Annotated in this window: 13 protein-coding genes; 7 read left to right on the top strand and 6 right to left on the bottom strand. The window is 63.9% G+C overall.

All coding sequences use genetic code 11. The annotated features are described in order from the left end of the window. The first annotated feature begins 8 nt into the window (after window positions 1–8). The 7 genes from whiA (at window position 9) to HNP00_RS02030 (ending at window position 5999) form a co-directional block, all read left to right on the top strand. Window positions 9–989 (top strand): DNA-binding protein WhiA, encoded by a 981-nt coding sequence (gene whiA / locus HNP00_RS02060; protein WP_133202987.1) that lies wholly within the window; start codon window positions 9–11, stop codon window positions 987–989. A gap of 122 nt (window positions 990–1111) precedes the next feature. Then, complete coding sequence (locus HNP00_RS02055; RefSeq protein WP_184735369.1) at window positions 1112–1735, top strand: superoxide dismutase; 624 nt, start codon at window positions 1112–1114, stop codon at window positions 1733–1735. Between the two features lie 287 nt (window positions 1736–2022). Continuing rightward, window positions 2023–3033, top strand: coding sequence for a type I glyceraldehyde-3-phosphate dehydrogenase (gap, locus tag HNP00_RS02050; protein WP_184735367.1), 1011 nt, complete (start codon window positions 2023–2025; stop codon window positions 3031–3033). 9 nt (window positions 3034–3042) lie between these two features. Further along, window positions 3043–4269, top strand: coding sequence for a phosphoglycerate kinase (locus tag HNP00_RS02045; protein ID WP_184735365.1), 1227 nt, complete (start codon window positions 3043–3045; stop codon window positions 4267–4269). An 82-nt stretch (window positions 4270–4351) separates the two neighbouring features. Then, on the top strand, window positions 4352–5167 hold the full coding sequence (gene tpiA / locus HNP00_RS02040; RefSeq protein ID WP_184735363.1) for a triose-phosphate isomerase: 816 nt from the start codon (window positions 4352–4354) through the stop codon (window positions 5165–5167). A gap of 48 nt (window positions 5168–5215) precedes the next feature. Then, window positions 5216–5473 (top strand): preprotein translocase subunit SecG, encoded by a 258-nt coding sequence (gene secG, locus HNP00_RS02035; protein WP_074589634.1) that lies wholly within the window; start codon window positions 5216–5218, stop codon window positions 5471–5473. Window positions 5474–5603: 130 nt separating this feature from the next. Beyond that, window positions 5604–5999, top strand: a complete 396-nt coding sequence (locus HNP00_RS02030; RefSeq protein WP_184735361.1) for an RNA polymerase-binding protein RbpA — start codon at window positions 5604–5606, stop codon at window positions 5997–5999. Here the strand turns inward: HNP00_RS02030 and pgl are convergent. Genes pgl through tkt form a run of 6 tightly spaced genes read right to left on the bottom strand, consistent with a single transcriptional unit; the run spans window position 5952 to window position 14219 of the window. Continuing rightward, entirely contained in the window at window positions 5952–6770 is an 819-nt protein-coding gene (gene pgl, locus HNP00_RS02025; protein ID WP_184735352.1) for a 6-phosphogluconolactonase, read from the bottom strand. The two genes, HNP00_RS02030 and pgl, sit on opposite strands and share 48 nt — an antisense overlap. Window positions 6771–6778: 8 nt before the next feature. Next, complete coding sequence (locus HNP00_RS02020) at window positions 6779–7702, bottom strand: glucose-6-phosphate dehydrogenase assembly protein OpcA (protein ID WP_184735350.1); 924 nt, start codon at window positions 7700–7702, stop codon at window positions 6779–6781. Further along, window positions 7699–9264, bottom strand: coding sequence for a glucose-6-phosphate dehydrogenase (gene zwf / locus HNP00_RS02015; protein ID WP_184735348.1), 1566 nt, complete (start codon window positions 9262–9264; stop codon window positions 7699–7701). The genes HNP00_RS02020 and zwf overlap by 4 nt, the downstream gene beginning before the upstream one ends. A 15-nt stretch (window positions 9265–9279) precedes the next feature. Further along, the gene (locus HNP00_RS02010; protein ID WP_184735346.1) at window positions 9280–10911 is read right to left on the bottom strand and encodes a glucose-6-phosphate isomerase; all 1632 of its coding nucleotides are present in this window, start codon (window positions 10909–10911) and stop codon (window positions 9280–9282) included. A 5-nt stretch (window positions 10912–10916) separates the two neighbouring features. After that, window positions 10917–12035 carry a transaldolase gene (tal, locus tag HNP00_RS02005; RefSeq protein WP_184735344.1) on the bottom strand — a complete coding sequence of 373 codons (1119 nt, stop codon included), beginning with the start codon at window positions 12033–12035 and terminating at the stop codon, window positions 10917–10919. 60 nt (window positions 12036–12095) lie between these two features. Continuing rightward, window positions 12096–14219 (bottom strand): transketolase, encoded by a 2124-nt coding sequence (tkt, locus tag HNP00_RS02000; RefSeq protein ID WP_395893768.1) that lies wholly within the window; start codon window positions 14217–14219, stop codon window positions 12096–12098. Window positions 14220–14539 lie beyond the last annotated feature (320 nt).

The raw sequence follows: 14539 nt of genomic DNA, 5'->3' as shown, positions 1-14539 counted from the left end.
AACATGCGATGGCACTGACCGCATCGGTCAAGGAAGAACTTTCCCGGCTGGACATCAAGAAGTCTTCCGTCCGCAAGGCCGAGGTCTCGGCCATGCTGCGTTTTGCCGGGGGATTGCACATCATCTCGGGCCGCATCGTGATAGAGGCCGAGGTGGACCTCGCCTCCACGGCACGCCGGCTCCGCGCCGCGATCGCCGAAGTCTATGGGCACCAGAGCGAGATCATCGTCGTCTCCGGTGGCGGCCTCCGTCGCGGCAGCCGCTATGTTGTTCGTGTAGTGCGCGACGGCGAGGCCCTGGCGCGCCAGACGGGCCTCCTGGACGGCCGTGGGCGGCCTGTGCGCGGGTTGCCGTCCGCCGTCGTCAATGGTTCGGCGTCCGACGCCGAAGCGGTATGGCGCGGAGCCTTCCTGGCGCACGGTTCCCTCACCGAACCCGGCCGCTCCTCCTCGCTCGAAGTCACGTGCCCCGGGCCGGAATCCGCGCTTGCCTTGGTCGGAGCCGCCCGTCGCCTCGGCATCCAGGCCAAGGCGCGGGAAGTGCGCGGTGTGGATCGCGTCGTCATTCGTGACGGCGACACCATTGCCGCGCTGCTCACACGGATGGGTGCCCATGACGCCCTCATGGTGTGGGAGGAACGCCGCATGCGCAAGGAGGTCCGGGCCACCGCCAACCGCCTGGCGAACTTCGACGACGCCAACCTGCGCCGCTCGGCCCAGGCTGCCGTCGCCGCCGGTGCTCGGGTGGACAGGGCCTTGGAAATCCTGGGCGACGACGTTCCGGACCACCTCAAATACGCCGGCGAGCTCCGGGTGGCGCACAAACAGGCCAGCCTGGATGAACTGGGCCGGCTTGCTGATCCGCCCATGACCAAGGACGCCATCGCGGGACGGATCCGCCGGCTGTTGGCCATGGCGGACAAACGGGCCGGAGATCTGGGCATCCCCGGGACCGAGGCAAATGTGACCCCCGAGATGATGGACGAATAGGGCACCCGCCCTAGAATCGTGATGGTGCGGAGTAGCACCCAAGATTTCCGGCCGGTTCGCCGATCGGATGAACAATACGAGAGTTACCAACCGGACCCCGGTCCACTACATTGGAGGATTTCGTGACAGAGTACGTACTGCCCGAGCTCGGCTACGACTACGCAGCACTTGAGCCGCACATTTCGGCGAAGATCATGGAGCTGCACCACAGCAAGCACCACGCTGCCTATGTAGCCGGCGCCAACAACGCCCTGGCCCAGTTGGCCGAAGCCCGTGAAAAGGGCGATTTCGCCAACATCAACCGCCTGTCCAAGGACCTCGCGTTCCACACCGGCGGACACATCAACCACTCGGTGTTCTGGAACAACATCTCCCCGGACGGCGGCGACAAGCCCGAGGGCGAGCTCGCAGCAGCCATCGATGATGCGTTCGGTTCCTTCGATGCCTTCCGTGCACAGTTCTCGGCAGCCGCACTTGGCCTGCAGGGATCCGGCTGGGGCTTCCTCGCCTACGAGCCCATCGGTGGCAACCTCCTCATCGAGCAGCTCTACGACCAGCAGGGCAACGTCGCCGTCGGCACCACGCCCCTGCTCATGCTGGACATGTGGGAGCACGCTTTCTACCTGGACTACGTCAACGTCAAGGCTGACTACGTCAAGGCATTCTGGAACATCGTCAACTGGGCCGACGTCGCCAAGCGCTTCGAAGCAGCCCGCGCAAACGCGACCGGATTGATCGTTCTCTAGGAATTTTTCCTGCCATTTTCGGCGAGTGATGCGGAATATACGAGGATGTAACAAACTTCACATTCAGGTGAATTTCGCCCAAAAATCGGATTGCCTGCCCCCGCAGTTGCGGGGGCAGGCGTAGTTAAACGTAAGATAGGTCACGGAAGGCGGTTAGCCTTCAGCAACGTGGCTGGTCGCCCTCCGATCTGATAATCACTTCTGCCCAAAGACGCGCGGGAATTGTTAGTTGGAATCAAGATCCGACTCACTAGGTGTGCTTGCAAGAGCACCAAGGAGACTGAATAGTGACCACCCGTATTGGAATCAACGGCTTTGGCCGCATCGGCCGCAACTACTTCCGGGCAGCACTCGCCCAGGGCGCCGATCTCGAAATTGTCGCGGTCAATGACCTCACCAGCCCCGAGGCACTTGCCCACCTGTTGAAGTACGACTCCGTCGGCGGTCGCCTGACCCAGTCCGTTGAAGTCAAAGAGGGCAACCTCATTGTTGAGGGCAACATCATCAAGGTCCTTGCAGAGCGCGATCCCGCAAACCTCCCTTGGGGCGAGCTGGGCGTGGACATCGTCATCGAGTCCACCGGCTTCTTCACCAAGGCTGCCGCCGCGCAGAAGCACATCGATGCTGGTGCCAAGAAGGTCCTGATCTCCGCTCCGGCTTCGGACGAAGACATCACCATCGTCATGGGCGTCAACCACGAGCTCTACGACCCCGCAACACACCACATCATCTCCAACGCTTCCTGCACCACCAACTGCCTCGGCCCGCTGGCCAAGGTTGTCAACGACGCCTTCGGCATCGAGCGTGGCCTCATGACCACGGTGCACGCCTACACGGCAGACCAGAACCTACAGGACGGTCCCCACAGCGACCTTCGCCGTGCCCGCGCCGCAGCCATCAACATGGTTCCCACCTCCACGGGTGCTGCCAAGGCGATCGGCTTGGTCCTTCCTGAGCTCAAGGGAAAGCTCGACGGCTACGCCATCCGCGTACCGGTCCCCACCGGATCCGCCACGGACCTCACCGTCACGGTTTCCCGTGAAGTCACCGTCGAGGAAGTCAACGCAGCCCTGAAAGCGGCTTCGGAGACCGAGCAGTTCAAGGGCATCCTCAGCTACACGGCAGATCCGATCGTCTCCTCGGACATCGTTGGCGATCCTGCATCCTCGATCTTCGACTCCGGCCTGACCAAGGTCATCGGCAACCAGGTCAAGGTTGTTTCCTGGTATGACAACGAATGGGGCTACTCCAACCGCCTCGTTGACCTCACGGAGCTTGTCGCATCCAAGCTGGGCTAGGGTAGACACATGACATCTCACACCCTCAACGAACTGATCGCTGAAGGTGTCCGCGGGCGGTACATTCTCGTCAGAAGTGACCTGAATGTGCCGCTCGACGGCTCTACAGTGACCGACGACGGCCGCATTAAGGCCTCACTCCCGGTCATCGAAAAGCTTTCGGACGCCGGTGCCCGCGTGCTCGTCACGGCCCACCTCGGTCGCCCCAAAGGTGCCCCAGAGGCCAAATATTCGCTCAAGCCCGCTGTAGCGCGGCTCGCGGAGCTCGCGCCCTTCAAGGTCCGGCTCGCGGAAGACACCGTTGGTGATTCCGCGAAGGAGCTGGCCGGGTCCCTCGACGACGGAGACGTCCTGGTCCTTGAGAACGTCCGCTTCGACGCCCGCGAAACCAGCAAGGACGACGCCGAGCGCGGAGCCTTCGCGGATGAACTCGTAGCTCTGACCGGTGACAACGGCGCCTTTGTTGATGACGCCTTTGGAGCTGTTCACCGCAAGCACGCGAGCGTCTACGACGTCGCCACACGGCTTCCTTCCTACCAGGGTGACCTCGTGCACACCGAGGTCGAGGTCCTGCGCAAGCTCACCACGGATACGCAGCGCCCATACGTTGTAGTTCTCGGCGGCTCCAAGGTATCGGACAAGCTCGCCGTGATCGATAACCTCTTGGGCAAGGCAGACACCATCCTGGTCGGTGGCGGGATGCTCTTCACCTTCTTGGCAGCTTCCGGCTACAAAGTTGCAGGCAGCTTGCTTGAAGCAGACCAGATCCCCGTGGTCCAGGACTACCTCAAGCGCGCTTCCGACGCCGGTACCGCTTTCGTCGTCCCCACCGACGTCGTGGTCGCGAGCCGCTTCGCCGCGGACGCCGAACACGAAGTGGTCGCCGCCGATGCGATCGAGGACAGCTCATTCGGTGCCGCCGGCATCGGCCTGGACATCGGGCCCGTATCGGCAGCGGCCTTCGCCGAGCAGATCAAGGCTGCGAAGACTGTGTTCTGGAACGGCCCCATGGGCGTCTTTGAATTCGAGGCTTTCTCGGCCGGTACCCGTGCCATCGCCCAGGCTTTGACCGAGACGCCTGCATTCACCGTGGTCGGCGGTGGCGACTCCGCTGCGGCTGTCCGGACCCTCGGCTTTGAGGACTCCCAGTTCGGCCACATTTCCACCGGCGGCGGCGCCAGCCTGGAATACCTTGAAGGCAAGGATCTTCCCGGCCTGAGCGTGCTGGACCGCTAAGGCTACACAGCCGGCGGGGCGCCCTTCCTAGAAGGCAAGCGCCCTGCCGGCTTCCCTATCTCAACGCATTTTTGGAGCACACGTGACAACTTCTGCCAACGGAAACTTCGTCCGCAAGCCTTTCATTGCCGGCAACTGGAAGATGAACATGGACCACGTCCAGGGCATCACCCTGCTGCAGAAGCTGGCATGGACCCTGTCCGACGCCAAGCACGACTACAGCCGGGTCGAGGTTGCGGTATTCCCGCCGTTCACGGACCTCCGCGGTGTGCAGACCCTCGTTCAGGGCGATGAGTTGGACGTTGTTTACGGCGGCCAGGACCTCTCGCAGTTCGACTCCGGGGCATACACCGGTGACATCTCCGGCCAGTTCCTCAACAAACTCGGTTGCGCATACGTCCTCGTGGGCCACAGCGAACGTCGCACCATCCACAACGAGGGTGACCAGGTCCTGAACGCGAAGGTCAAGGCTGGTTTCCGCCACGGCGTGACCCCCGTCCTGTGTGTCGGTGAGGGCCTTGAGATCCGCCAGGCTGGCACTCACGTCGAGCACACGCTTACCCAGTTGCGTGCCGGCGTCGAGGGGCTCTCAGCGGAGCAAGCAGGTGACTTGGTCGTCGCCTACGAACCGGTCTGGGCCATTGGCACGGGCGAAGTCGCTGGTCCGGAAGACGCACAGGACATGTGCGCGGCGATCCGTGCCGAGCTCGCTTCCCTGTTCGATGATTCCGTCGCTGCCAAGACCCGGCTCCTCTACGGCGGCTCAGTGAAGGCCAACAATGCGGCCGCGATCATGGCCGGCGCCGACGTCGACGGCCTGCTGGTGGGTGGGGCGAGCCTTGACCCTGCCGAGTTTGCTAACATTGTCAGGTTCGAGAGCCACCTCAGCGCGGCTTAGTCCGTTTCTAGGTTTCGCTCCCGTTTTCCGTTCTTCTGAAAGGCCGTCGTGGACGTTCTTCAAGTCATTCTGCAGATCCTGCTGGGTATCACCAGTCTTCTGCTGACGCTGCTTATCCTCCTGCACAAGGGACGTGGCGGTGGATTGTCCGATATGTTTGGCGGCGGCATGAGCTCGGGATTGAGTTCCTCGGGTGTCGCGGAACGGAACCTCAACCGTTTCACCATCGTCTTGGGCTGCACTTGGGGTGTCGTGATCATTGGTCTTGGCCTCATCATGCGCTTCACCTCAGGGGGAGACTCCTAGAGTCTCCCCGGTTTGAACTCCGGGAGGATCAAACTACCCGGAAGCGACCCTGCCGTCGTCGGGATCCCCGCACTAGACTAGGCTGCATGGCCCTCACCGCCATGTAGCCGAACTCTCAAGGGGATCGACGATGGTTCATGGTTCTTCAGGATTCCGAGGCACACGGGCCGGCGTAACAGCTGGATCGGCCCCGAGAAACCAATCCGACTCCATAGTTGGCGAAAGTTTGCCGCGTATTCGTGTTCCCTATTGGTGCGCCAAGGGACACGAGACGCGGCTCGTTTTCGTTAAGCTCCCGGAGGATCAAATTCCTGTTCGGTGGGACTGCCCGAAGTGTGGTTTGGTTGCCGTCCGCGAACAGGGCGAGGCAACGACGGAGCGGGCGGACGAAGAAATCTTCAAGAGCCACCTGGATTACGTTAAAGAAAGGCGCTCCAGCCAAGAAGCGGAAATTGTCTTGGCTGGAGCGCTCAAGCGGCTACGCGCCCGCAGGATCCTTCCGGATGAGCTGCTGGGGGACACGTGAGGCTGCATTTTCGTCGATAAGCCACAGGGTCCTCGAACGGCCAAGAGGGCCGGAGGCGGGAACCTGGACGGGGTTGGCGCCGGCGAGGGCCAAGCCCACGGCCCCGGCCTTGTCCTCGCCTGCCACGACCATCCAGATTTCCTGGGCTGAATTGATGGCGGGCAAGGTCAGCGAAATCCTCGACGGCGGCGGCTTGGGGGAGTTCTCTACCCCCACCACTGTGCGGTCCTGGACACGGATACCCGCCTGCTCAGGGAAGAGCGAGGCAACATGCGCATCCGGGCCTACGCCCAGCAGCAGGATGTCGAAACGCGGCAGCTCGCCGGCTTCTTCCGGACGATTGTCCGAAGTATCTGCGGCGTGCTCAGCCTCCGCGGCTGCTTTGAGGCGTGCTGCGTAGTCCGCTGCGGCGTCGTCCGCGGTTGCGAACTCGTCCGACGAACCTGGTTCGTGCACGCGGTCCGGATCCAGCGGCAGGCTGGAGAGCAAAGCCTCACGGGCCTGTACGGTGTTGCGGTCCGTGCTGTCCTTGCCAACGAAACGCTCGTCACCCCACCAGAAGTTCACCCGGGACCAGTCGACGGCGGGCGCCGCAGGTGAGTCGGCAACCGCTTTCAGGGTGCCGATGCCCACGGTTCCGCCGGTGAGGACCACAGTGGCTTCGCCGTGCTTGTCCTGCACGTCCACCAGCTTGGTGATCAGCCGTGCTGCGATCGCGGCCATGAGGACGGCGGAGTTGGGATGGATGCTTACTCTGGGGTCAGCGCTCACTGGGACGGTCACTCCTTGCTATTGGTTCGGGGCAGTCCCATAGTAATCACTTCTCCGAAGACATCGTCTGGATCAAGGCGACGCAGTTCTTCGGCGAGGCAGTCCCGCAGGCTTCGGCGCGGCAGCGAAATCCGCTGGGCGGGCTGTCCCGGCTGGGTCAGCTCCGCCACGGTGAGGCCCGGCCGGACCAGCTGGACGTCGCCCGTCGCGCGGCTAAGGTGTACCCTCCGGATGCCGGTTCCCGCCGGATCGGCGACGATCTGGACCGGCGCGTCGAGGAACAGCGTGAGCCACGCCGCCAGCAGCAGTGTGCTGGGGGAGTCCGAAGCGCCTTCGACGGCGATCGCCGTAACGGGGGATTCGTCCACCTGGTCCAGGGCGGCCGCAAGCTGGAGGCGCCAGTTGGTCAGGCGTGTCCAGGCGAGGTCGGTGTCACCCGCGCGGTACGTGTTTCGGATCCTGTTGAGTGCCGCGGTGGGGTCGGGCTCGTTGGCGGAGTCCGTGATGCGGCGGTGCGCAATACGCCCGATGGAAGTCTCGCAGGCGTTCTCCGGTGCCCCGTGCGGCCACCAGGCCACGATCGGGGCGTCGGGCAGGAGCAGCGCGGCCACCAGCGATTCACTCTCCTTGGCGAGCGAACCGTAGCCGCGCAGCACGATCACCTCGGAGGCTCCGGCGTCGCCCCCCACCCGGATCTGGGCGTCGAGGCGGTTGGGCGCTTCGCTGCCGGCATCGGCAAGGACGATGATGCGGCAGGGGTGTTCGCGGCTGGCCTCGTTGGCTGCCTCGATGGCTTCTTCCTCAAGGCCCGACTTGGTGACGACCACGAGGGTCAGGACACGTCCGAGGGCGATCACGCCTCCCTGCTCGCGCAGGGAGGTGATCTTCTTGGAGATCTTGGAGGTGGTGGTGTCGGGAAGATCTACGATCATGGCCTTCTCCAGGTTCGTCCGTCGCGGGCAAGCAGTTCGTCGGCCGAGGCTGGACCCCAGCTGCCGGGAGTATAGGGTTCGGGCTGTTCGTCGAGTCCGGCCCAGTAATCTTCGAAGGGATCCAGGATCTTCCAGGACTCCTCGACTTCCTGGTGCCGCGGGAAGAGCGGCGGCTCGCCCAGCAGCACGTCCAGGATGAGGCGTTCGTAGGCTTCCGGGCTGGACTCGGTGAACGAGTGGCCATATCCGAAGTCCATGGTGACGTCGCGGACTTCCATCTGCGTGCCGGGAACCTTGGATCCGAAGCGGATCGTGGCGCCCTCGTCGGGCTGGACGCGGATGACCACGGCGTTCTGGCCGAAGTCGTCCTCACCGTGACCACGGAAAAGCAGGTTCGGTGCCCGTTTGAACACGACCGCGATTTCCGTGACGCGCCGTCCAAGACGCTTGCCAGCCCTCAGGTAGAACGGCACGCCGGACCAGCGCCGGGTGTGGATGTCCAGACGGATCGCCGCATAGGTCTCCGTCTTGGAATCGGCCGGAATGCCGTCTTCCTCAAGGTAGCCCTGCACCAGCTCGCCGCCTTGCCAACCGCCGGTGAACTGGCCCCTGGCCGAGTGGGTGGACAAGTCGTCGGGCAGCTTGACCGCTGCCAGCACCTTTTCCTTCTCGGCACGCAGGTCATCGGCGTTGAAGGAAATGGGCTCCTCCATGGCTGTCAGGGCCAGCAGCTGCAGCAGGTGGTTCTGGATGACATCGCGAGCCGCCCCGACGCCGTCGTAATAACCAGCTCGACCGCCAGTGCCGATGTCCTCGGCCATGGTGATCTGGACGTGGTCAACGTAGTTGGCGTTCCACAAAGGCTCGAACAGCTGGTTGGCGAAGCGCAGCGCCAGAATGTTCTGCACCGTCTCCTTGCCCAGGTAGTGGTCGATACGGAAGACCGCGTCGGGGGGGAAGACGGACTCCACGATGTCGTTGAGCTTGCGCGCGGACTCCAGGTCGTGGCCGAAGGGCTTCTCGATGACCACACGACGCCATTGGCCGTCGCCGGCTTGCGCCAGCCCGTGCTTGGACAGCTGGCGGCAGACCTGTTCGAAGGCCTTGGGCGGAATGGACAGGTAGAAACCGTGATTGCCGCGCGTGCCGCGGGTCTCGTCCAGTTCGTCAAGGGTGGCGCTGAGGCGCTTGAACGCCTGGTCGTCGTCGAACTCTCCCTGGACGAAGCGGATGCCCTCGGAGAGCTGGTTCCAGACGGCGTCGTCGAACGGGGTACGGGAGTGCGCTTTGACGTTCTCTTTGACCTCGTTCGCGAAGTCCTCGTTGCTCCAGTCGCGCCGGCCGAAGCCGACGAGCGCGAAGCTCGGCGGCAGCAGCCCGCGGTTGGCGAGGTCGTAGACCGCTGGCATGAGTTTCTTGCGGGCGAGGTCACCGGTGACTCCGAAGAACACCAGTGACGAAGGCCCTGCGATGCGGTTCAGGCGCCGGTCGCGCGGATCCCGGAGGGGATTGCGGTGGCTTGCCTTTCCGGTGGACCTGTAACCGATTTCAGTTTCTGGCATGTTGGGGTTTGTGCCTTAGCTTTCGAGCGCGCTGGCCTGGCCGGCCAGCGCGGCGACGATTTCCTGGAGCTGGGCAACTCCGGCTCCCCGATCCGTGAGGTGCAGCCGCAGGACCGGGCGGCCGTGGTTCTCCAGAACCTGGGCATCGCCAGCCGCCTGGGCCGCAATCAGCTGACCGAAAGTAAACGGCCGCTCCGGAATGGCGATGTCGCCGGTCGCAGAAGCCGTCACCTGTAGGAATGAACCGATGGCCGGTCCGCCTTTGTGGAACTGTCCGGTGGAGTGCAGGAAGCGCGGACCCCAGCCAAAAGTGACCGGACGGCCGCTCACACCGGCGAGCTCATCGCGGATGCCTTCGAGCTGCGCGAAAGCGATCCGGTCGAAGTATGCCTGGACGCTCAGGTAGCCGTCCGTGCCGAGTTCGGCAAGCAGGGCCTTGACGGCGTCCGCAGCTGTTGCCGCGTCGCTGAGCCAGGCACCCCCGCGGACCTCGATGGCGCCGTCGACGAAGTTTGCCGGCGTCGGCTCGGGACGCGCGTCCAAGAGGCCGCGCGCGGCAATTTTGGCTGCCTCGACGTCGGGCTGGTCAAAGGGGTTGATGCCCAGCAGGCGCCCGGCGACGGCGGTGGCAAACTCCCAGACGAACATCTGGGTGGCCAGGCCACCGGCGATGGCGGCCTCGTTTTCGCCGAGTTCGACGTCGGATTCGGTACCGACGAGACGGATCACCAGAACGTCTTCCGCGCCGCTGCTGACCTCGGGTGCGGAAGGACCTGCAACAACCGGCAGAACCCCCGTGCCGAGCTTGCCGGTGGACTCGGCGATGAGCTGTTCGGCCCAATCGGCGAAGCCAACGATTCCCGAACCGTCTTCGACAATGACGATCTTGTTGCGCAGCGGGGTGGTTCCGCCAAGCGCAACACCAAGCCTGAGCCCGATGTTTTCGGGGGAGTCCTCGTTCAAGATCTCTGCCGCTTCCTCGGCCTCGTCCAGGAATGCCTGGATGTCGACTCCGGCGAGTCCGCTGGGCACGAGGCCGAAAGCCGTCAGCGCCGAAAAGCGGCCGCCCACGTTCGGGTCGGCGTTGAAGACTGCGCGGTAGCCGGCTTCACGGGAGGCCTTGTCCAGCGGAGAACCAGGATCGGTCACGATGATGATGCGGCTCTTGGCATCGATGCCGGCCTCGGTGAAGGCCTGCTCGAATACCCGTCGCTGGGAGTCGGTTTCCACAGTGGAACCGGACTTGGAAGAGACTACGATGGCGGTCTCGGCGAGGCGGTCTGCGAGGGCAGCACCGACCTGTTCGGGGTCGGTGCTGTCCAGCACAGTCAGCTCGACGCCAGCGGTGCCGGCAATGACCTCGGGGGCAAGCGAGGAGCCGCCCATGCCACACAGGACAATGCGGGAGACGCCTTCGGCCTTGAGGGCATCCCGGAGTTCCAGGATTCCTTCGACCAAGGGCTGGGAAACGGTTGCCGCCTCCACCCATCCGAGACGGATGGCGGATTCGGATTCGGCATCCGGACCCCACAAGGTGTGGTCCTTCGCGAAAATCCTGGTGGCAATCCGGTCTTCAACAAGTGCCGGGATGTGCTGCTCGATGGCCTGCTGCGCAGCACCGCTGGCGTCATAGCTGAGAGTGCTCATGTGGGTTAGGAAGCCTTCCGTGCAGAGGCGAGGGCGCCTTCGACGTCGGCCAGAAGTTCCTTCCAGCTGGCCACGAACTTGTCCAGGCCCTCGGATTCGAGGATTGCGACGACGTCGTTGTAGGAGATGCCCAGGCCTTCCAGTGCGTTGAGGACGCTGTTTGCTTCTTCGTAGGTGCCGGAGACGGTGTCACCCGTGACCACGCCGTGGTCGAACGTGGCGTCGAGGGTCTTTTCCGGCATGGTGTTGACGACGCCGGCGGCGACCAGTTCGGTCACGTACAGGGTGTCCGGGTAGGCCGGGTCCTTGACGCCGGTGGAGGCCCACAGCGGGCGCTGGGGGAGCGCGCCGGCTTCAGCCAGGACGGCCCAACGCTCGGTGGAGAACAGCTCTTCGTAGACCTGGTAGGCGAGGCGGGCGTTGGCAACGCCGGCCTTGCCCTTGAGGGCCTTGGCTTCATCGGTGCCCAGGGCATTGAGGCGCTTGTCGATCTCGGAGTCCACGCGGGACACGAAGAAGGACGCTACCGAGTGGATCTTGGAGAGGTCGTGGCCGTTTTCCTTGGCCAGCTCCAGGCCGGACTGGAAAGCGTTGATGACGGCGCGGTAGCGCTCCAGGGAGAAGATCAGCGTCACGTTGACGCTGATGCCCTCGGCCAGGGTTGCCGTGATGGCCGCGAGGCCTTCAAGGGTTGCCGGGATTTTGATGTGGACGTTGTCCTTGTTGACCTTCTTGTAGAGGTGCTTTGCCTCGGCAATGGTGCCTTCGGTGTCCCAAGCCAGGCGGGGGTCCACCTCGATGGAGACACGGCCGTCAACGCCCTTGCTGGCTGCGGCGACCGGGGCGAAAAGGTCGCAAGCATCGGCGACGTCGCGGGTGGTGATCTCGAAGACCGTCTCTTCGACGGTGGCGCCCTTGGCGGCCTCTTCGGCAATCACGGCGTCGTAGTCGCTGCCGGAGGTGATTGCGGCGTGGAAGATCGACGGGTTGGTGGTGACACCAACGACGTTCTTCTCTTCGATGAGCTTCTGCAGGCTGCCGCTGGACAGGCGTTCCCGGGAAAGGTCGTCAAGCCAGATGGACACGCCGGCGTCGGAGAGCTGCTGGGTGGGAGTCGTAGTCATTTCTTTAATCTCCTTGGAAATCTGTTCGTTGCAGTCGGATTCGTCTCAGGCGGGTTTCAGCTACCGAGACCCAGCGAGGGAGTCCTTGGCGGCGGCGGCGACTGCTTCTGCCGTGATGCCGAACTCCTTGAAGAGGCGCTTGTAGTCTGCCGAGGCGCCGAAGTGCTCGAGGCTGATGGAACGGCCGGCATCGCCGACGAAGTCCTTCCAACCCAGGGCCAGGCCTGCTTCGACCGAGACACGGGCCTTGACGGCGGCCGGAAGCACGGACTCACGGTATGCGGCGTCCTGCTTGTTGAACCACTCGACGCACGGCATGGAGACAACGCGCGTGGCGATGCCTTCGGCTTGGAGCGCTTCGCGGGCGTTCACGGCGAGCTGGACCTCGGAACCGGTACCGATCAAGATGACCTGCGCGGGAACCGTCCTGCCCTCCTTGGATGCTTCGGCGAGGACGTAGCCGCCCTTCGCGACGCCAGCGGTGGAGCCGAAGGTGTCACCCTCGGCAGCGCCTTCGCCGCGTGCGTAGGTCGGGATGTTCTGGCGGGTCAACACGATGCCTGCCGGGTTCTCGTGGTTTTCGAGCATGGCCTTCCATGCTGCGACAACCTCGTTGGCATCGCCGGGACGGACCACGTCGAGGCCCGGAATGGCGCGAAGGGTGGACAGCTGTTCCACCGGCTGGTGGGTGGGGCCGTCTTCCCCGAGACCGATGGAGTCGTGGGTCCAGACGTACAGCGACGGAACGCCCATGAGGGCGCCAAGGCGGATCGCGGGGCGCTGGTAGTCACTGAAGATCAGGAAGGTACCGGAGAACGCCCGGGTCCGGCCGTGCAGCGAGATGCCGTTCACGATCGAAGCGGCGGCGTGCTCGCGGATGCCGAAGTGCAGGACCCGGCCGTACGGGTTGCCCTTCCACGCGCTGGTGGAGCGCGAGGCCGGAATGAACGACGGCGAACCCTCGATGGTGGTGTTGTTGGACTCGGCAAGGTCGGCCGAGCCGCCCCACAGTTCCGGAAGGACCGGGCCAATGGCGTTCAGGACCTTGCCCGAGGCTGCGCGGGTGGAGACTTCCTTGCCGGCCTCGAACGCCGGCAGCGCGGCGTCGAGCTCAACAGGAAGCTTCTTGGCCTCGATGCGCTCAAGCAGCGCCGCGCCCTCGGGGTTGGCGGTCTGCCACGCCTCGAAGGATGCCTGCCATTCGCTGCGCTCGGCTGCGCCGCGCTCGACAACGGCACGGGCGTGCGCCAGGACGTCCTCGTCAACCTGGAAGGAACGCTCGGGGTCGAAGCCCAGGACCCCCTTGAGTGCTGCGACTTCTTCGGCTCCGAGTGCGGAGCCGTGGATCTTGCCGGTGTTCTGCTTCTTGGGAGCCGGGTAACCGATGATGGTGCGCAGCGAAATGATGGAAGGTTTGGAGGTCTCGGCCTTCGCGGCCAGCAGTGCCGAATACAGCTCCTGGACGTCTTCGACGTATTCGCCGGTCTTGGTCCAGTCCACGCGCTGGGTGTGCCAGCCGTAGGCCTCGTAGCGCTTCAGGACATCCTCGGTGAAGGCGATGTCGGTGTCGTCCTCGATGGAGATGTGGTTCTCGTCATAAATCACCACGAGGTTGCCCAGTTCCTGGTGCCCGGCCAGGGAAGAAGCCTCCGAGGTCACGCCTTCCTGGAGGTCGCCGTCGGACGCGATGACCCAGATGGTGTGGTCGAACGGGCTCTCGCCGGCGGGAGCATCGGCGTCGAACAGGCCGCGCTGGCGGCGCTGCGAGTACGCGAACCCGACCGAGGAGGCCAGGCCCTGGCCCAGCGGACCCGTGGTGATTTCGACACCGGCAGTGTGCTTGTATTCGGGGTGGCCCGGGGTCAGCGATCCCCAGGTGCGCAGGGCCTCAAGGTCCTTCAGCTCCAGGCCGTACCCGGAAAGGAACAACTGGATGTACAGGGTCAGCGATGTGTGCCCGGGAGACAGGATGAAACGGTCGCGGCCGATCCAGTCAGGGTGCTTCGGGTCGTGGCGCATCAGCTTCTGGAAGAGAAGGTATGCGGCGGGTGCAAGGCTCATGGCCGTGCCGGGGTGACCGTTGCCGACCTTCTCGACGGCGTCAGCGGCCAAAACGCGGATGGTGTCCACGGCGCGCTGGTCCAGGCTGGTCCAAGTCAGTTCTTGCTCTTCCAAATGTGGCACGTAAACCGAGCCCCTCTCTGTGCTGACGGCGGGTGACGGCACATGGCAAGCCTCGGGCACAGGATGGTGCCCGCTGCGGAGTGTCTACCAGCCGTTCACCATTGAAACGTTGATCTATCATCCAGACATGCAAATCTGAGAATGCGCTTTCTCGGAAACCTGCGTGAGCTGATCTGCAGACAGCTTAGCCCGGTTCCGGGCCCCAAACGGTGGGAATCTCAAAAAATGGACGCAAATTCCGTTTTATGAATCACCGCGACGTCAAAGTGCCGGTGAACTTTCGGAAACAAGCGAAAGTTCCGGGTGCCGTGGCGTCGGAC

The organism is Arthrobacter sp. AZCC_0090 (genome assembly GCF_014207375.1).
Lineage (GTDB): Bacteria > Actinomycetota > Actinomycetes > Actinomycetales > Micrococcaceae > Arthrobacter.
The sequence above is the reverse complement of the archived record's forward strand: the minus strand, read 5'-3'. Positions and strand labels throughout refer to the sequence as shown.